Here is a 15,842-nt window from a genome sequence, read left to right as displayed (position 1 = left end):
CCAGTATACCAATTAGGCCTATCAGAACCCTCTCCATAAAATTGCCAGTCGTTTAGAGTATCTATAAACAGATTTCTGCTGTAGTCTTCGTAAGATTCACTTAGCACTGAAAAGTAGAAACCATTACGAGTAAGTTCATTTTGAACTTGAGGCTCAAAGTCACTTGCAATGATTGTCCCTTTCTTACTGCCAAAATCCCTGATTAGCAAAGGGAATTCTATCTGTGCGTTGGAGAAAGTTAAGTTGAAAGGACACACAAGTTCTATTCCTAAGTCATCAGCAGCAACCTTCCAGGCTCCTTTGATTTTATGCATATTCATTGACCAACCTCCTCCACAAAGACATTATCCGCAAACTTTTTTGACACGGCCACTTTTTTATCGTCAAACTCGATAATTAGTGAACCATCGAAATCCTGACGCTCTACGATTTTCATCTTGCTACTGAGCTCCAATCCAAGCTTAGTGACGTATTGCAAAAAGGCCACAGAACCGTCTTTGACCGACTTTAGTCGGCACTCCTGACCAGGCTCCATTTCTGAAAGTGTCACTTTAGGTGGTAGCTTGTATTCACCTTTTGATGTGGGTATTACGGCTCCGTGAGGATCGACTTTTGGGAAGCCCAAAAACTTCTCCAGCTCTTCAATCAGTTTCTCGGATTTAATGTGCTCCATTTGCTCTGCCACATCGTGCACTTCGTCCCAGGTGAAATTCATGTGGTCATGTAAAAAGGTCTCCCACAATCGGTGCTTACGAATCAGTCTCAAAGCAATGTCGTGTCCTTCCTTAGTCAGTTCCAACTTGCCGTATTTCTCGTAGTGTACGAGATCTTTCGACTTCAATTTCTTGAGCATTCCGTTTACCGATGCCGGAGAAATGCCCATGTAGTCAGCCAACATGTTGGTTCCGGTCTTGTCTTCTTCCTGTTCTACTATCAAGTGAAACAGAGCTTTAAGGTAATCCTCTTCGTTCTTGGTTAGTTTCATGTAAAATATATTGTTAGGCTAACCTAATTGATATACATTTGCATTCCTAATTAATCGCTAAACGAAGGTACGAATGAAAAGTTTAAGTGTCCTCATTTCAGTTTTGCTTTGTGGTTTTAGTCTTGCTCAAAGTCAGACAGGCACTATTCAGGGAAAAGTGACGGGTGGTGGTGATAACCTGCCTCTGGCTAATGTCATCATCACATCACTTCAAAAAGGTACTACTACTGATGAAGAAGGCACTTTTCTTTTCGAGCAAGTTCCTGCCGGTGAGTACGAATTGAAGTTTTCATACGTGGGTTACAAGGGAGCATTCGAAAAGATTTTAGTGAGCGCGGGCGAAACAACATCAATCTCTGTCGATCTTAAGCCATCGGTAAATATTAGTGAAGTCGTTGTGAGCGGCACCATGTCTGAGGTGAGCAGGCTCGAAAGTCCAGTTCCGGTAGAAGTTTATTCAGCAGAATTTTTGAAAAACAATCCAACTCCTTCATTATTTGACGCGCTTCAAAGTGTCAATGGCGTACGTCCACAACTCAATTGCAGTGTTTGCAACACCGGTGACATTCACATCAATGGACTCGAAGGAGCTTACACCATGATTTTGATTGACGGAATGCCCATCGTTAGCGGACTTTCCACAGTTTACGGCTTGTCGGGAATACCCACCGACATGATCGAGCGAATTGAAGTAGTGAAAGGCCCAGCTTCTTCTCTGTTTGGCTCTGAAGCAGTTGGCGGATTGGTAAATGTGATTACAAAAGAGCCTGGTCACGCACCGCGCATTTCTGCAGATGCAAATATTACCAGCTGGCAGGAGCTCACCGCCAACGTAGGATTGTCAAACAAGATTGGTGAAAGGGTCAATGTTCTGACCGGGCTTAGTGCTTTCCATTACGGCAACCCAATTGACAACAACAAGGACAACTTCACAGACATGGCGCTTCAGGATCGCATCTCGGTTTTTCAAAAGTGGAAGTTTCACAGACCGGAGAACAAAGAGTTTTCACTTGCTTTTCGCTACCTGAATGAAGATAGGTGGGGAGGTGAGCTGAACTGGAGACCCGAGTTTCGCGGAGGTGACCAGGTTTACGGAGAAAATATTCTAACCAATCGATGGGAAGTTATCGGAAAGTACGACCTGCCTGTTGACGGTCTTCAGCTTTCTATTTCGGCCAATAGCCACGAGCAAGACGCCTACTACGGAAATAGCACCTATCTGGCTGATCAAAGGATTGCCTTCGGACAGCTGGTGTGGAACAAAAGAGTTAATTCTCACAAACTGCTTTTTGGTAGTGCTGTGCGATACACTTTTTACGATGACAACACTCCTGCAACGCAGTTGACCACGGATAATGGCTCCAGAAATCAGCCCTCGCGAACATGGTTGCCAGGTATTTTTGTACAGGATGAAATTGAGCTCAACGAAAAAAACAAGTTGCTTCTTGGATTGCGCACCGATTATCACTCAGAGCACAAGGAGATTTTCACGCCCAGGTTTGCTTACAAATGGACGATCAACCGAAAAAACTCCATTCGTATAAATGCAGGAACTGGATTTAGAGTTGTGAATTTATTTACCGAAGATCACGCGGCACTCACTGGAGCCAGGGATGTAGAGATCACTGAGCAACTCGATCCCGAGCAGAGCTACAATGTAAATCTCAACTACGTTAAGCGTATTTATGATTCCGGAAACAACTACTTTGAACTTGATGCCTCAGCATGGTATACTCATTTTACTAATCAGATTATTCCTGATTACGATACCGATCCGCAGAAAATTATTTACTCCAACCTGGATGAATACTCGGTTTCTCGGGGTGTTTCGGTCAATCTTCAGGCAGTGATGGGAAATGGATTAACTGCCAGAGTTGGAGCTACAGCAATGGATGTTTTCTTCACTCAGGAAGATCAGGAAGGAAACCTGAAGCGAGTTCGTCCCATCCTCACAGAAAACTGGACCGCTGTGTGGTCAGTGAGTTATCCGATTGTAAAATGGAATCTTGACATTGATTACACTGGAAATCTCTACGGCCCCATGAGACTTCCGCTTCTTGGAGATCTCGACCCACGAGATGAGTTTTCGCCCTGGTGGAGCATACAGAATGTGAAACTAACCTGGCACGCTCCAAATGGTAACTGGAAGTTTTATGGAGGAGTTAAAAACCTGCTAAACTTCACACCTCCGGCAAACAGTATTGCAAGATCTCACGATCCTTTCGATAGAAATGTGGAATTCGATGAAAGTGGAAATGTTCTGTCCACACCACAGAATCCAAATGCGCTCACATTCGATCCCACTTACGTTTACGCGCCTAACCAGGGCATCCGTTTTTTTATTGGGTTCAGCTACAGTCTCGATTAGGAGAAGAACAAAATGCACTTTGGTTTTTTAGTTCTTTAGTGGGTTTTGAAAAGAGCCTCGAAAGCGGCATTTTTGCCTAAAATCGAAACAACATGAATGCATACATAATAGACGGAATTAGAACGCCAATCGGTAACTTTGGTGGAACGCTGGCACCTGTGAGAGCAGATGATTTGGCAGCACATGCCATCAAAGCGTTAGTAGATCGCCATCCTGATCTCGACCTTTCAACTATTGACGATGTAATGCTAGGTTGTGCCAACCAGGCTGGTGAAGACAACAGAAACGTAGCTCGCATGTCGCTGCTCTTGGCGGGGCTTCCACACACAGTTCCCGGAGAAACGGTGAACAGACTGTGCTCTTCGGGCATGGCTGCGACCATAAATGCGGCCAGAGCAATTCGTCTTGAAGAAGGTGACTTATTTATCTCTGGTGGAATGGAACACATGACTCGCGGACCTTGGGTGATTTCTAAGGTTTCTAAGCCTTATGGCCGCGATGCCCAAATGTTCGACTCGAGTTTCGGGTGGAGGTTTGTCAACCCAAAAATGAAGGAGCAATATGGAGTTCACTCAATGGGTGAAACAGCCGAAAATCTGGTGGAGATGTATAACATCAGCCGCGAGGATCAGGATGCTTTTGCTTACCGCTCGCAAATGAAAGCTACCGAAGCTCAGAAAAACGGTCGCCTTGGTAAAGAAATTATTCCGGTGGAGATTCCAAGAAGGAAACAAGATCCTCTGATTTTTGATACGGATGAATTTGTCAGACCAACCACAACTCCTGAAGTTTTAGCGAAGTTGAGACCGGCTTTCAAGAAAGAAGGAGGAAGCGTTACTCCGGGAAATGCCAGTGGGTTGAATGATGGAGCTGGAGCGTTGCTCATCGCTTCAGACAGAGCTGTTGAGAAGAATGGTTTTAAACCAATGGCCAAAATCGTAACTTCCGCAGTGGTTGGAGTGGAGCCTCGCATTATGGGTATTGGCCCGGTGAAAGCGAGTGAAAAAGCTCTCAAACTGGCAGGTCTCACCATGGAAGACATGGACATCATTGAGCTCAATGAAGCCTTTGCTGCTCAGTCGCTGGCATGCATTCGCGAATGGGGACTTAAAGATGACGATCCTCGTTTGAACCCAAATGGTGGTGCGATTGCTCTAGGACATCCACTCGGAATGACCGGAGCGCGATTGCTGCACACCGCTGCCATTCAGCTCCAGGAAACAGGAAAGAAATATGCACTGTGCACACTTTGCATCGGAGTTGGACAGGGCTATGCTACGATTTTAGAAAATCCTAACGTGTAATTCGTCTATGGCAATTCAAACATTGAAGTAATGATTTACGAATTCAAAGGTTTTAAACCAGTCGTTCACCCATCGGCCTTTGTGCATCCACAGGCTGCTGTTACGGGAAATGTTGTAATCGGCAAAGACGTGTACGTTGGACCCGGAGCGGCAATTCGTGGCGACTGGGGTGAAATCATCATCGAGGACGGCTGCAACGTTCAGGAAAACTGCACGATCCACATGTTTCCCGGGGTGACAGTTCGATTGCATGAAAGTGCACATATCGGTCATGGAGCCATAATCCATGGAGCCGAAATTGGCAAAAACTGCCTGATCGGAATGAACGCTGTGGTGATGGACGATGTGGTGATTGAAGATGAATGCATCGTTGGAGCCCTGGCTTTCATCGCTGCCAACACAAGAATTGAGAAAAGGAGTTTGGTGGTGGGTAATCCCGGAAAAGTGATCAAGAAAGTGAGCGATGAAATGATCGACTGGAAAACGAAAGGTACAGCTCTCTACCAGGCACTTCCGGGTGATCTTTACGCTTCGCTCAAAGAATGCGAGCCGCTTCGCGAAATGCCTGCAGATCGACCAAAGCAGGAGTCGTTGTACGAAACATGGAATAACATCAAAAAAGGATGAAGCATTTAACAGCGACAATTTTACTTGGCTTAGGTCATCTGACCTTTTCAACTCACGCACAAACCACCGAGCTTTTTTATTCTTTCGATCTCGAAGCGGACTCAACGATGAGCGACAGCTGTTTGTGGAGCAAACGCTACCTAGATTCGGAAGGCCGCAAATACAAGCAAGAATGGCTCGGCTACTGCGGTGAAGAAAAACACTGGAAAAGATGGAAATACCGTTCCGGAAAAATGGTTTCGCAACAGTTTGGCAACGACACTGCTGATGTGCTTTTTAGGCCAGTCTACAGAAAGTTTGGAATCTACCAGTGGGTAGCCATGGACACAGTTCCTCAATGGCCCGGCCGGTTTGTTTTCGATTACGAAGATGGTGTGCTAGTGAAAGAAACGAGATCAACTCTCAGCGGAGATAATTTCTCTCCCATTTCAAGGGTCGATCATTTCAAAAATGGAAATTCATTTCGGAGAGAAACACTCTTCAACGATCAAAATGCGCCTGTTGAAGTTCGCGACTATTACTTTGATGAATCTGGAAAGCTCGAAGAAATTCATTTCAGGAATGTCGGTGAAAAGTCGCCTTATCGCATCGTCAGGATCTATCGACAAACTTCATGAACAACATTTTTAGGTTTAAGCAATTTGACCTCGATCAGTCTGATTGCGGAATGAAGATTAGCACCGATGGCATTGTCTTCGGCTCATGGGTAAATGCCACCGGATGTGCCAAAATTCTGGATGTGGGAGCGGGTAGTGGTCTGCTAAGCTTGATGCTTGCACAGCGATTTCCAGAGGCTCACATCGATGCGATCGAAATTGAACCAACGGCTGCCGAGCGAGCTCGAGAAAACTTTTCGAATTCACTCTGGAGTGAAAGGCTTAAATTAATCGAAGGTGATTTTAAAGACTTCGAACCATCTGGAAAGTACGACCTGGTGGTGAGCAATCCACCTTATTATTCAACTACACATCAGTATTCCAGCAGTAGACGGAAACTCGCTCGCAACACCCATGCATTATCTCTCAAAAATTTGGTCGAAGGCGCAAAAAAGGTCTCTCCTGAAGGGATGTTCTCGGTAATCATTCCTGCACGTTTCGAAAATGAGTTGAAAGGTCTTTGCAGCGAAAACGGTTATGGAGAAGTTATTGAAACCACTGAATTGATTCCAATTCACGGAAAACCCTCGAGTCGTGTTATGATGACTTTTACCAGAAGTGATTCAGTAAGGTCTGAACGAAGAAATTCGCTAACCGTCTACAATGAAAACAGTGCTTACACTGAGCAATTTCTAAAACAGACCGAGGCTTTTTACCTTTAATTAGCTAGATCCGAGAGCTTGCTTCAGACTGTCTATTTGACTTTCCCAAAGCATTTTAGCTTCTTCGAGTTCATCCTCTTCGGCAAAATCAGTAATGATTAAGGCAAGTTCACCAGTGAGGTCATCGATTTTGATTCTCATTTCGAAAAACACATCGTTTCCTTCTTCCTCATCAGCCAGCCAGATATAGCGAGCAAATTCGTCTCTTTTTTTGTTGAGCAGTCTGGCATCTTCTTCACTACCGTCCCATTTAAAAGTGTAAATGTCGTTGCGAATATTTACGTCATCTGCAAACCATTCCGACAATCCACTAGGTGAGGTGAGGCAGTTGTAAATGATTTTACTGGAAGCATTTATGAGGAATTCGAGAGTGTATTTTTCTTTGTCCATCGCTTGATTTGTTAGCGTTATAGTGCTGTCACAATATAGAAAATATTTGCTACTTGATTTCGATTTTTAAAAAGCTGCAAATCAGCGGCAAATAAAGAAAAAACTGAAGAAGGAAAAAGGCTAAACCAATGTTGTTTCGTTGGATAAAAAAAACTTCTATATTTGCGCCCGCAATTCAGAAAAGCGATTGCAATATGGCGGGATAGCTCAGCTGGTTAGAGCGCATGATTCATAATCATGAGGTCCCGAGTTCAAGTCTCGGTCCCGCTACAAAAAAGGAAACCCTTACTGTCAACGAAGACGGTGAGGGTTTTTTAGTTGGTGGCATTTTGGTTTTTACATCTGCCTTCGGTTATTGAAATAATGCGGTTGCATGCCATCGCTGCGCGAAGGTGAGATAAAGTTGTGGGGCTTGTTCTGGAATACCTTTTTATACTAAAAAGCTATCTGCTGCCTTGGGGTTTTACATGTTTGAGAGAGCAAATTAGTAGCGGCCACAGCTTTATCTCCACATTATTTCAATCTTAACTCAGTCCATCTCACAAAACAGCAAAGATTCACACCATAAAGCCCAGACCAGAATCTCTACAAGAGAAACCTACTTCCTACCTCACCTTATCCAAAATCTGCATCACAGGTAGTAGAATTCCTTCCCCGAGGATTTCGGACCTTTCTGCAGACCAGCCAACTTCCTCATCAGGCATATCGGCATTGTCTTTAAAAGGCATCTCGATGGTGTAGGCGAGGCAATCGAATCGATGGCCAACTTGATTTGTAGCCACAGTCATATTACCTTGCTTGGGCTCGTCCTTTGGGTAACCGTGAGTGTCCTGAAAATCAGGACTTGCAGCCATCCATAGTTTTTTGAATTCATCTTCAAGCCCTCTTAATCGGTCGGAGTAGTTTGGATTTCCTTCGTTTCCAGCCACAAAGTTGTACGGCAGCTCTTCATCACCGTGAATATCGAGGAATAAATCGATTCCCGTTTCATCCATCTTGTTGCGCACGTGGTAAACTTCCGGACTGCGTTCTAAAGTCGGGCTTTCCCACTCACGATTTAGATTTGCTCCTGCGAGGTTCGACCTGAGGTTGCCAGCAATTGCTCCGTCTGGGTTCATGTGTGGAACCATGTAAACCACTGCATTCTCCAGAATTTTTCTTCCAACAGGATCAAATGGATCGAGCAGCTTTAAGATGAAGCCTTGCATAAACCAGGATGCCATACTTTCTCCAGGGTGTTGTCTGGCAATCACCCAAATAGTCTTTTTGTCTTCTCCGGGCTTTCCGGCAATAAGCATATCGATATTTCTGCCTTCCACAGTTTGCCCGATCACTTCGCTTCTGCAGTTGGGTGCCTGACGAGCCGCAGAAATTAGATTTTGGTGCATCTCGTAGCTGTAGGGGGCAAAGTAAGCGTAGCTCACTGATTCCGTTTCGGGCGTGTGTTCAATGGTTAGTACTCCATCATTGTAAGTGGTAGGAACTCTAAACCAATATTTTTGATCATAGCTGGCGCAAGCGTTGTAGTCTTCAAAACCTTTCTTGTAGCTGGCCTCGTTGGCATTTACAATTTTCAGCTTGAGATCCTTTCCCTTTGCATCTGCCACATTGAAATGAAACCATTGCATGAAATCCGAATTAGTGTCTTTGCGGATTTCGAGTTGGATATTTTGAGGATTGGAGTCATCTACAACGATGATGTTACCACTGTCAAATTTTGAATTTATAGTCATCGGAAAAATGTTTGTTGTTGGTGTTCGATCGTGCAAATATAAGTTCCTCATTGTTGGTCGAGAAGGATTAGACGATCAAATTCAGAAGCTGGGGAAAAAAGTAGGAGAGAAGAGAAGCAGATTTGACCAAACAAAAAAGCACTGCTAAACAGTGCTCGAATGAAATTATTTGAAAGTGCCCAGGACTGGACTCGAACCAGCATGGCTTGCGCCACTGCCGCCTGAAGACAGCGTGTCTACCAATTTCACCACCTGGGCATTGAATATCTGATTGACTTTTGAAATGAAGAAAAAAGTGCCCAGGACTGGACTTCCTGAATCAACCCTGAATCAAGTTCAGGGTGACATCAGGACAGGCATCTCGTCCTCGTTTTATCACTTCTTCTCTTAACCAAGTTAGAGATTAAAGTTAATCCTTATGAATAAAAAGTGCCCAGGACTGGACTCGAACCAGCAAGCACAGAGTGCACCACCCCCTCAAGATGGCGTGTTTACCAATTTCACCACCTGGGCATATTATAGAATTGAGTAATGAACATCAATTGGCAGATGCTCATTTTTTGTCAAAGTCAATCAATAAAAAAAAGAACTTTAAAGTAAAAAAGAGGCAGCCAAAACTGTTCATCTCAACTGCCTCTTTAGCTGTGATCCCGCTGGGGCTCGAACCCAGGACCCTCTCCTTAAAAGGGAGATGCTCTACCAACTGAGCTACGGAATCGTTTCGTTTTTGCGGGTGCAAATATAATGGAGTCTTTTAGAATTATCCAAAGGAAAAGGGAAATAAAAATCAATGAATTTATAAACCTCTAAAAGCCTTGCCATTATTTGTTCAACGGGATTCTCTCAAATGGTTTTTCTCGGTCGAAGAGGTAGCGATACGTTGCAAGTTTTCGAAAAACTTCAGCACCGAGATTTTCGGCTACGTGCATCATTTTTGGATTAAAATCTCCGATCCAGGTTAAAATGGTTTCAGTGTAGTTGGAGTTGGGTACAAGATTATCTCCGGCCCAGGCTATTAAGGCGCCTTCAACACCTTTCCCATGGTAATCGCGATCTACACCGAAAACAATTCCGACCATGGTGGTCGGTGTTTTCTTCAATTTGTGATAAAGAAAAATGAGTTTTCCCCACAAGTTAAGATTGCCGTTTACGTGTTTAAAGATTTCATTCAACTCAGGTATGTTGACATAGAATGCGATGGGCTTTTGATTGTGGTAGGCAAATACGATGATCTTTTTATCGATTATCGGCTTTAAGCTCTGCATGACTTTTTTGGCCTGTAATGCGCTCATCTCTTTGAATCCATGAGCTCCGGCCCAGGCATTATTATAGACTGTTCTAAAATCCTCAGCTACAGTTTCAAGGTCTTTACCTCTAATATCGCCTACGCTAAACTCCGGATCGGCCATTAAAGCTTTGTACTTTCTCACAAATATTTCCTGCGCAGGGATAAGCAGATCGCGCTTGTAAACTAATTGGTTGTAGTAAACTTTAAAACCGTAATTTTCAAAGAGCCTTTTATAATAGGGTGGATGGTAATTCATCCCATAGCTATTGGGAGAGGTGAAATTTTCGATAAGCAGTCCCCAGAACATGTTTTTCTCCCCGAAGTTGATCGGACCATCCACTGCTTCCATTCCCTGACCTTCTAACCAACTTTTGGCGGTGTCGAAGAGATGATTAGCGGCTTCCTGATCATCAATACATTCAAAAAAACCAATACCGCCAGTAGGCTGCTTCATCGATTTCGAGTATTTCTTGTTCACGAAAGCGGCAATGCGACCTACTACTTTACCTTCTTCACTTTTGAGAATCCAACGGTTGGCAGTCCCATGTCTAAACATTTTGTTTTTACTGGGATCGAAAACCTTCTTCTCATCTTGCACCAAATGAGGGATCCAATTAGGATCATTGGCATAAATGAACCAGGGTAGTTCAAAAAATTCTTTTTCTGATTTTCGATTTGCGACTTGTATAATGTCCATGCCTTACTCCAATTTGATGCGAAAATAAATTTTTAGACCATTACCTTTGCATCCAATACAACTATCAGAACCGGAGTTGTGTCAATACATCAAGAAATCGAAGTTCAAATTAAAAGATCACTCATGAAGAATTTTATCATTATTGCGAGCTTTTTGCTAATCAGTTCAGTAGCAATGTCTCAAACGGCATCAGAAAAAGTTCAGGCTGCTTTTTCAGCTGAAAAAATAACGGAACTCAAAGAAAACGATCCCAATCAACTCGAGTACTGGAACTTTTATGCTGATGAAGTTTTCGTTTACAACGCGGATGCCAAAAACTGGCAATCTTTTGACGACATCTCTACAATCGAACCTAAGTTTGAAAACGTGCCAGTGCTAACATCTGACAACTTTGATCCAGAAACCTTCAATCCTCTTCTTTACGATATTGAGTTGAAAGACAAAGAAATTCAATACTTTAAGTTAGGAGACACAGGAAAGGTAGTCATGATTTACTCAAATCTACGTTTTGATGTGCTTTTCGAACGATACATGACGAATAAGCAATAAGGTCGACTCTCTTACTTTAGGTTAATTGCACGAATAGGAATTAGGAATAGAAGAAAAATAAGAATGAAACGAATTTTATTTGCGTTTGCGATGCTGCTTTGTCTGAGTGGTTACGGACAAGAAACTGGTATCACAAACGGAACCATCGAACAGTGTGGTGGATTTTTAGTGGACTCTGGATTGAGTGCCTCGGACTACAGTAATAACGAGGATTTCACGATGACTATTTGTCCAGTAGCGCCAGACACCATCATCAACCTATACTTCAACCTTTTTGATTTAGGCGAAGGAGACGTACTCTCTATTTATGATGGAGATGATACTTCGGCTCCATTGCTTGGAAGTTTTTCTGACACTGATGCGCAAGCCGACAACATTACTTCGACATCGGGTTGTCTTACAGTTCACTTCACTTCAGACGCCTCTGACGTGGGGAATTTTGTTGCTGAAATCAGTTGTGGCCCACCATGTGAACGACCTTTTGCAATTGTAGAGACCAGCGAGGATCCTACAGATACGATTAGAGTTTGCGTTGATGAACCTATTACTTTTGATGGCTCGAATTCAGAATATGCTGAAGGGCAACAGTTAGAATCATACACCTGGAACTGGGGAGATGGAACTGAGACTTCAACAGGAGGTATCGTTCAGGACCACTCTTATGATTCTCCGGGAGATTACAAAGTGAACTTGTTCATCACGGATGACAACGAATGTTCGAATAACAATCTCACAGAGAGAATTATTTTGGTGAGTACGCCTCCTTCATTCGAGGGAACAACTCCAGGTGTTTTGGGGTGTACTGCTCAAGAGATAGACCTGAACGGAGTAGTTACTGGAGTGACCTGGGACGGTACTCCGGATATCGACTTTGGAGGAGCACTGTTCATTCCTGATGATCAAACGCAATGCTTTCAAAATGATATCACTTTTAATAGTCTTATTGCCGGTGGAACTATTAGTTCACCTAATGACATTGAAAATATCTTCATCAACTTTGAGCACTCATTCATGGGAGACCTCACCATTACATTGATCTGTCCAAATGGCCAATCAATGGCATTGCACCAGCAAGGTGGTGGAGGGACTTTTCTCGGTGAGCCAATTGATGATGGAAGCGACACTCCCGGTGTGGGCTACGATTATTACTGGGCACCTGATGCGACTAATGGAAGTTGGGCTGATGAATCGACAGGGGTGACTACACTGCCTTCGGGTACATATTCGTCAACCCAGGATTGGAGCTTGCTTGAAGGTTGCCCACTCAACGGTACCTGGGAAATCGAAATTTGTGACTCTTGGGCGGCCGATAACGGTTTCATTTTCGACTGGACCATGAACTTCGACCCTTCGATGTTCGCAGAATTGATCACATTCACTCCAACTTTTGGAGAGGATTGTGATTCTACATTTTGGACACTTGATGGGGAGCCAGTACCAGGAACTGGAAATTGCAACGATGTTACCGTCAACCACGATCAACCGGGAACTTACAACTACATGTTTAATGGAGTTGACAACTTTGGTTGTACTTATTCTGACACTGTAACTGTTCAAATTGAAGATCGTCCAGAAGTTGAGTTAAATGGCGAAACTGCCCTTTGCGGGGATGAAGTTACTCTCACTGCTGACCTTCTCAATGAGAACGATGCATTTGACGGATACTTTTTTGAGTGGTCACCAACTGACTTGGTGAACCCTGTAAATGCTCAAACTACGGTAGCTACAGGTTTTGACGCTACCACTGATTTCATCTTTTTGACTCACCCAAACGGTATTCCTGAGTGCATAACGCAGGATACGATTACTGTGGAGGTCAATGATGAAGACCCTCTTGTGATGGATGTAGAAGTGATAGGTGAAAGTGACTGCCCTGGAGATCCAATACAACTCAGTGTTGTGGCTGAAGGCGGATTCCCAGGTTACACATACGAGTGGACCGACCTGAATCTCACTACTGTCTTTAGTGTGGACTCTGTTGCCAATGTAAACCCTCAAACTTCTACGGTTTACGAGATCGCAGTTAGTGATCAGTGTGAAACGATCACTCAGGAAATTGAAGTTCCGGTCAACCTGCCAGAGCCACTTTCTGTTGATAATGAAGTGCTATGCGTTGGTTCGGGTGGACAATTGAATATTTCAGGAGGTTCAGGGAATTTCTTCCTTACTTCAGACTTGTTGGAGTTCGAAGACCCTACACAACCAAACTTCCCAACTAATAATGCTGGAGTTTTCCAAATCCTGATAGCTGATCAGTGCTCAGCAATCCAACCGGTAACTGCGCTTATCGAAATCAATGGCTGTAGCATTAATGTGCCAAACATTTTCTCGCCAAACGGTGATAACATCAACGATGCACTGGTTTTTGAAGGTTTGTTGGATTATCCGAATGGATCTACCTTGATTGTGAAAAATAGATGGGGAAGAGAAGTTTATTCTTCTACGAGTTACCAAAACGACTGGTCACCTAGTGATCTTCCCGAAGGTACCTACTATTACATCTTGCAAACTACGCTCGATGAAGATATTGCCGGTTACATTACACTTGTGCGATAAGAGATAATATTTAGATCGAATAGAAAACACCGCTTTCTGATAGAGAGCGGTGTTTTTTTTGGTATTATCATCAATTCTAAAATTCAAGTGAGTGTATGAAAAAGTCTGTCGATGAGTTGATGCGAGTTGGAGAGCTCCTGCGAAAAGAAAAGCAAACTGATCTAGAGCAATACATCAAAATTGTGAAAGAGTCGCCAATTCAGGAGCGAAAGGAAAGTGGGCTGAGTTGGTATCCCGTGAAGGTTGTAAATACTGGTTTTGGACTGGGCAGCTATCCCTTCATAGTTGTCGAAAGAAATGTGAATGACAGGCAGCCTCATCATTTTCAAACAGGTAGTCCTGTTTCTATTTTTAGCACTGACGAAGAAGATAATGAAGCGCAGGGAGTAATCAATTTTGTAGACGAACAGCGAATAAAGGTCACATTTTACAAAGACGATCTTCCCAGCTGGATTCGCGAAGAAAAAATTGGTCTCAATGCTCTTTTCGACACTAAGACCTACGAAGAAATGGAGCGTGCTCTCGGCATTTTGATTAGCGCGGAACGTGGAAGGGAAGCTGATTTGCGCGACATTATTCTGGGAGAGTCTCCAGCCAAATGGCAAAATGTAAGCTATGTTTTTCAAGAATCGCTCAACCAGTCGCAAAACGAAGCCGTGAAAACAGCTCTCGAAGCAGAAGATATTGCAGTAATCCATGGACCGCCTGGAACCGGAAAATCTACAACTCTGAACGCTCTTGTTAGAGAACTGGCAAGACGCGATTTATCCGTCTTGGTTTGTGCTCCGAGCAATGCCTCCGTTGACCACCTTACCAGGCTTTTATCTGATGGAAATGAATTGTCCGTTGTGCGCGTTGGCAACCTTTCAAGGATTGATGATGATGTTGCAGATAGAACCCTGGAGATGATCATTCGAGATGACAAGGAGTACAAATCTGTGAGAGAGTTCAAGAAAAAGGCGATTGAATTTCGCAGAATGGCTGGTAAGTACAAGCGAAACTTTGGAAAGTCAGAACGAGATCAACGAAATGCGCTTTACAAGGAAGCCAAAGACCTGCTTAAACAAGCGGCAGACATCGAAGATTACCTGGTGGAAAAGACACTGAACGAAGCCAATGTTATCACTACAACCTTGATCGGAGCAACGCACTGGTCGATTCGAGATAGGAAGTTTGATGTGGTTGTGATCGATGAAGCAGGGCAGGGGCTAGAACCTGCTACCTGGGTACCGATTTTAAAAAGCAAGAAGGTTGTGCTGGCTGGTGATCCTCTCCAACTGCCTCCAACGGTGAAGAACCACGAAGCTGGAAGAGATGGTCTTAACGAGACGCTTCTCGAGAAGGCTGTAAACCGACAGGAACGAGTTCAGTTGTTGAAAATTCAATACCGAATGAATGATCAGATCATGGCTTTTTCCAATGAGAAATTCTACAACAATGAATTAAGCGCTCACGAATCTGTGAAAAATAGAGTCTTGAATGGATCAGAGAAGCCTTTGACATTTATCGATACGGCCGGATGTGGTTTCGAGGAGAAATCCGGTAGCGAAGGAGCAAGCAAGTTCAATCTCGGAGAGGCCGAAATTCTGGAAAAATATCTTGAGCAACTTAAATACGAGACTAGTGAGGACTTCAACCTTGCCATTATTTCTCCTTATCGCGGGCAAGTTAAGCTGTTGAGGGAACGGTTATCTGAGTCTGAAGACACAACCATCAATACAATCGACAGCTTTCAAGGGCAGGAGAGGGACACGGTTATCATTTCACTGGTTCGGAACAACCACAATGGTGAGATCGGTTTTCTAAGAGACTATCGAAGGATGAACGTAGCAATGACCAGAGCGAAAAAGAAACTTGTGCTGATCGGTGATAGTGCCACGCTAGGCCAGGACAAATTCTACGCAGATTTCATCGAGTTCTGTGAAAAGAACGATGCTTACACCAGCGCCTGGGAGTTTATGTATTGAATCAAAAAAAGCCGCAAAGGAAAATTCCGATGCGGCTTAAATATATTCTGATATTCTGCG

Annotated in this window: 12 protein-coding genes and 4 tRNA genes; 9 read left to right on the top strand and 7 right to left on the bottom strand. The window is 43.7% G+C overall.

Annotation, left to right across the window (positions count from 1 at the left end; genetic code table 11):
• Positions 1 to 316: 316 nt before the first annotated feature.
• On the bottom strand, positions 317 to 985 hold the full coding sequence (locus ABHV44_RS10460; protein WP_459074634.1) for a metal-dependent transcriptional regulator: 669 nt from the start codon (positions 983 to 985) through the stop codon (positions 317 to 319).
• A gap of 73 nt (positions 986 to 1,058) precedes the next feature.
• On the opposite strand from ABHV44_RS10460, the gene ABHV44_RS10455 reads away from it, so the two are divergent.
• From ABHV44_RS10455 to ABHV44_RS10435, 5 genes are all read left to right on the top strand, one after another.
• Positions 1,059 to 3,353, top strand: a complete 2,295-nt coding sequence (locus ABHV44_RS10455) for a TonB-dependent receptor (RefSeq protein WP_459074633.1) — start codon at positions 1,059 to 1,061, stop codon at positions 3,351 to 3,353.
• Between the two features lie 92 nt (positions 3,354 to 3,445).
• Entirely contained in the window at positions 3,446 to 4,657 is a 1,212-nt protein-coding gene (gene pcaF, locus ABHV44_RS10450; RefSeq protein ID WP_459074632.1) for a 3-oxoadipyl-CoA thiolase, read from the top strand.
• Between the two features lie 30 nt (positions 4,658 to 4,687).
• A complete protein-coding gene (locus ABHV44_RS10445) occupies positions 4,688 to 5,284 on the top strand; it encodes an acyltransferase (protein WP_459074631.1) in 597 nt (198 codons plus the stop codon).
• Positions 5,281 to 5,901, top strand: coding sequence for a hypothetical protein (locus ABHV44_RS10440; RefSeq protein WP_459074630.1), 621 nt, complete (start codon positions 5,281 to 5,283; stop codon positions 5,899 to 5,901). Before ABHV44_RS10445 ends, ABHV44_RS10440 begins: the two co-directional genes overlap by 4 nt.
• Positions 5,898 to 6,602 (top strand): tRNA1(Val) (adenine(37)-N6)-methyltransferase, encoded by a 705-nt coding sequence (locus tag ABHV44_RS10435; RefSeq protein ID WP_459074629.1) that lies wholly within the window; start codon positions 5,898 to 5,900, stop codon positions 6,600 to 6,602. The genes ABHV44_RS10440 and ABHV44_RS10435 overlap by 4 nt, the downstream gene beginning before the upstream one ends.
• Here ABHV44_RS10435 and ABHV44_RS10430 read toward each other — a convergent pair whose 3' ends face one another.
• A complete protein-coding gene (locus ABHV44_RS10430) occupies positions 6,603 to 6,992 on the bottom strand; it encodes an START-like domain-containing protein (RefSeq protein WP_459074628.1) in 390 nt (129 codons plus the stop codon). It lies immediately after the preceding gene.
• A 196-nt stretch (positions 6,993 to 7,188) separates the two neighbouring features.
• Between ABHV44_RS10430 and ABHV44_RS10425 the strand changes: the two genes are divergently transcribed.
• Positions 7,189 to 7,262 (top strand) — tRNA-Met (locus ABHV44_RS10425).
• Between the two features lie 335 nt (positions 7,263 to 7,597).
• Here the strand turns inward: ABHV44_RS10425 and ABHV44_RS10420 are convergent.
• The 5 genes from ABHV44_RS10420 to ABHV44_RS10400 form a co-directional block, all read right to left on the bottom strand.
• Positions 7,598 to 8,725: a M14 family metallopeptidase gene (locus ABHV44_RS10420; protein WP_459074627.1), complete on the bottom strand. Its 1,128-nt coding sequence runs from the start codon at positions 8,723 to 8,725 to the stop codon at positions 7,598 to 7,600.
• 176 nt (positions 8,726 to 8,901) lie between these two features.
• Positions 8,902 to 8,983, bottom strand: a tRNA-Leu gene (locus tag ABHV44_RS10415).
• Positions 8,984 to 9,155: 172 nt separating this feature from the next.
• Positions 9,156 to 9,238: transfer RNA gene (locus ABHV44_RS10410), tRNA-Leu, on the bottom strand.
• Positions 9,239 to 9,370: 132 nt separating this feature from the next.
• Positions 9,371 to 9,443 (bottom strand) — tRNA-Lys (locus ABHV44_RS10405).
• A gap of 103 nt (positions 9,444 to 9,546) precedes the next feature.
• Positions 9,547 to 10,710 carry a hypothetical protein gene (locus ABHV44_RS10400; RefSeq protein WP_459074626.1) on the bottom strand — a complete coding sequence of 388 codons (1,164 nt, stop codon included), beginning with the start codon at positions 10,708 to 10,710 and terminating at the stop codon, positions 9,547 to 9,549.
• A gap of 123 nt (positions 10,711 to 10,833) precedes the next feature.
• Here ABHV44_RS10400 and ABHV44_RS10395 point away from each other — a divergent pair, with 123 nt between their 5' ends.
• From ABHV44_RS10395 to ABHV44_RS10385, 3 genes are all read left to right on the top strand, one after another.
• Complete coding sequence (locus tag ABHV44_RS10395; protein WP_459074625.1) at positions 10,834 to 11,259, top strand: hypothetical protein; 426 nt, start codon at positions 10,834 to 10,836, stop codon at positions 11,257 to 11,259.
• 63 nt (positions 11,260 to 11,322) lie between these two features.
• A complete protein-coding gene (locus ABHV44_RS10390) occupies positions 11,323 to 13,815 on the top strand; it encodes a T9SS type B sorting domain-containing protein (RefSeq protein ID WP_459074624.1) in 2,493 nt (830 codons plus the stop codon).
• 95 nt (positions 13,816 to 13,910) lie between these two features.
• Positions 13,911 to 15,782, top strand: coding sequence for an AAA domain-containing protein (locus tag ABHV44_RS10385; RefSeq protein ID WP_459074623.1), 1,872 nt, complete (start codon positions 13,911 to 13,913; stop codon positions 15,780 to 15,782).
• Positions 15,783 to 15,842: the final 60 nt, after the last annotated feature.

The sequence above is a fragment of the Halocola ammonii genome, from assembly GCF_049334165.1.
Classification (GTDB): domain Bacteria; phylum Bacteroidota; class Bacteroidia; order Flavobacteriales_D; family Sanyastnellaceae; genus JBEGHD01.
Note: the sequence above shows the minus strand (reverse complement) of the source record. Positions and strands in the feature narration are given on the sequence as shown.